Origin of the sequence: Arthrobacter sp. Hiyo1 (assembly GCF_001263615.2) — a bacterium.
Classification (GTDB): Bacteria; Actinomycetota; Actinomycetes; order Actinomycetales; family Micrococcaceae; genus Arthrobacter.
Genome location: NZ_DF952476.1, coordinates 130755 through 134096, shown reverse-complemented (window position 1 = coordinate 134096; position 3342 = coordinate 130755). Strand labels below are relative to the sequence as shown.

The following is a 3342-nucleotide window of genomic DNA, read 5'->3' as shown; positions in this document are numbered from 1 at the left end:
AGATCACAATGCATTTCCACCGGGACATCCTCGCAAACGCCGACACTTTTGCCCGCCACATCCTGCAGCCAACCGCAGACGACGTGTTTGCCGGTTCGCCGCCCCTCGCCTTCACCTTCGGCCTCGGCGGGCTGGTGGTCTTCCCGCTGCGCTTCGGCGCATCGTCGTTGTTGACCGAACGGGCTACCCCGGTTGAACTTGCCGAGAGTGCAGCCGCTGCCGGCGCCACTATCCTTTTCACCGCGCCCACTGCGTACCGCGCCATCCTCAAGGAAAAGCGCGGCGAGCTGCTTAGCGGACTGCGCATTGCGGTTTCCGCCGGCGAACACCTACCCAAGGAAACGTGGGAGGCAGTTCGGGAGGCCACAGGCCTCCGGCTCATCAACGGCATCGGAGCCACGGAAATGCTCCACGTCTTCATCTCCGCCGCGGGCGATGACATCCGGCCCGGCACCACCGGACGGGCAGTGCCAGGGTACAGGGCAACCATCCTCGATGACGAGGGTCTGGAACTCGGACCCGGGCAGCTTGGCCGGCTCGCGGTCATCGGCCCCACTGGATGCCGCTACCTGGACGACCCCCGGCAAGCAAATTATGTGGTCAACGGCTGGAACGTCACCGGCGATACCTTCACGAAAGACGAGGACGGGTACTTCACCTACCAGGCCCGCTCGGACAACATGATCGTTTCCTCCGGCTACAACATCGGCGCGCCAGAGGTGGAGACAGCCATCGACCTGCACCCCGACGTGGTGGAGAACGCCGTCATCGGCCGCCCCGACGAAGCACGCGGCAGCGTCGTCTGCGCGTTCATCGTCCTGCGCGAAGGTGTCACAGGCGATGACGCGAAGCGCAAGGAAATCCAGGACTTCGTCAAACGGACGATCGCCCCCTACAAGTACCCGCGGGACATCCGGTTCGTCGACGAACTTCCCCGCAACCCCAGCGGCAAACTGCAGCATTTCAAGCTGCGCGACCGCATCAACAACGACCCCGAACAACTTGCCGGCGCAGGCCTCGGCCAGGCCTGAAAAGGAGCAAAAGCATGAAAATCGCAATCGTAGGAGGCGGCCCCGGCGGCCTGTACTTCGCGGCCCTGATGAAGCAGCTCGACCCGTCACACGACATCACCCTTTGGGAACGCAACGCCGCCAGCGACACCTTCGGTTTCGGCGTCGTCTTTTCCGATGAGACGCTCGGCGGCATCGGCAACGCCGACCCCGTCGTGGCCGAGTACATGAGCCGTCGCTTCGCCCGCTGGTCCGACATCGACATCCACTTCGGCGGCGAAACGGTGACGGTGGGCGGCCAGGGCTTTGCGGCCATGAGCCGAAAGGAACTGCTGGAACTGCTTCAGCGCCGCTGCGCCGAACTCGGAGTCGACCTGCGTTTCCAGACCGTCGCGCCGCCCGTTGAAGAGCTTGAGGCCAGCCATGACCTGGTCCTCGCCGCAGATGGGATCAACTCCCAGATCCGCGCCAAATATGCGGACTCCTTCTCTCCAAGCCTGGACCCGCGGCCCAACAAGTTCATGTGGCTGGGCACAGACCAGGTATTCGAGGCATTCAAGTTCTTCGTCAAGGAAACCGAATGGGGAGTCATGCAGATCCATGGCTACCCGTACTCCGACGAAGGATCCACGTTCATTGTCGAAATGCACGAGGACGTGTGGCGGGCTGCCGGCTTCGACGAGACCGCAGCCGATGTCTTCCCGCCAGGCGTGTCCGACGAGAAGGCGATCAGCAAGATCCGTTCCATCTTCGCCGAGGAACTCGATGGCTACGAGGTCCTGTCCAACAACTCCAAGTGGATCAACTTCACCACCGTCCGCAATCAAAACTGGCGCCACGGCAACGTTGTGCTCCTCGGCGATGCCGCGCACACCGCACACTTCTCCATCGGCTCGGGCACGAAGCTCGCCATGGAGGACTCCCTGGCACTCGCCGCTTGCCTGCACGAGCACCCGGATGTGGAATCTGCACTCTCTGCCTATGAAACCGAGCGGCGTCCGGTTGTCGCCTCCACCCAGCGTGCAGCCCAGGCTTCGCTGGAATGGTTCGAGCGGATCGCCCAATACAAGGAGCAGGACCCGACGCAGTTCGCTTTCAACCTGCTCACGCGGAGCCGCCGCATCACCCAGGAGAACCTGCGCTTGCGCGACCCGGAATTCGCCGACACCGTAGACCGCAACTTCGCCCAATCCCAAGGACTGGCGGAGACCGCCCCGGCCATGTTCCAACCGTTCCGGATCGGCGGACTCGAGCTCAAGAACCGCATCGTCGTGTCCCCCATGGACATGTACTCCGCAGTGGATGGCGTCCCCGGCGACTTCCACAAAGTCCACCTCGGCTCCAAGGCACTCGGCGGTGCCGGACTGGTCATGACCGAAATGGTGTGTGTTTCCGAGAGCGGGCGGATCACCCCCGGCTGCACCGGCCTGTACACGGACGGCCAGCGCGAGAGCTGGAAGGAAATCGTGGACTTCGTCCACGCTCGCTCGACAGCCAAGATCGGGGCCCAAATCGGACACTCCGGACGCAAGGGCTCCACCCGGCTGATGTGGGAAGCATCGACGAACCGCTCGAATCCGGCAACTGGCAGGCCGTTGGCCCGTCGGCCCTGCCGTACGGTCCCGGCAACCAGACGCCCGTGGAACTCGACCTTGCAGGCATGAAAGCCATCAAAGCCCAGTTCGTGGAAGCTGCCCGTCGGGCCGATGAAGCAGGCTTCGACCTCCTCGAGCTCCACGCCGCGCACGGCTACCTGCTCTCCTCCTTCCTTTCGCCGGTGTCCAATCTCCGGAAGGACGAATACGGCGGTAGCGTGCAGAACCGGCTGCGGTTCCCCTTGGAAGTGTTCGACGCCGTCCGCGCGGCTTGGCCTGCCAGCAAGCCTGTGACGGTACGCATCTCCGCGACGGACTGGATCGAAGGCGGCAACACCTCGGACGACTCGCTCGACATCGCGCGGGCATTCGTGGCCCACGGCGCCGCGGGGATCGACGTCTCCACCGGCCAGGTCGCCAAGGAAGAACAACCGGCTTTCGGCCGCAGCTACCAGACTCCTTTCGCCGACCGCATCCGGCAGGAAGTTGCCGCGCCGGCGGGAGCAGCCGTCATCGCCGTCGGGGCCATCTCCAGCTACGACGACGTCAACTCCATCCTCCTTGCAGGACGGGCAGACCTCGTGGCGCTTGGCCGGACGCACCTGTTCGACCCCCAGTGGACACTCCACGCCGCAGCCGAGCAGGAATACCAGGGCGCCGGAGCGCAGTGGGTGCCTCAGTTCCGGGCGGGCCGGCGGAAACCGCCGAGCTCCCGCACGGATGCGGTGCGCCCCGCC

The 3342-nt window shown here is 64.5% G+C and carries 1 protein-coding gene and 1 pseudogene; both read left to right on the top strand.

Features of this window, described 5'->3' with window-relative positions:
- The coding region (locus tag AHiyo1_RS21035; protein WP_148667699.1) for an AMP-binding protein at positions 1-1031 on the top strand (1031 nt) is incomplete at its 5' end.
- 14 nt (positions 1032-1045) lie between these two features.
- Positions 1046-3342: pseudogene (locus tag AHiyo1_RS21030) on the top strand (bifunctional salicylyl-CoA 5-hydroxylase/oxidoreductase); the annotation flags it as partial.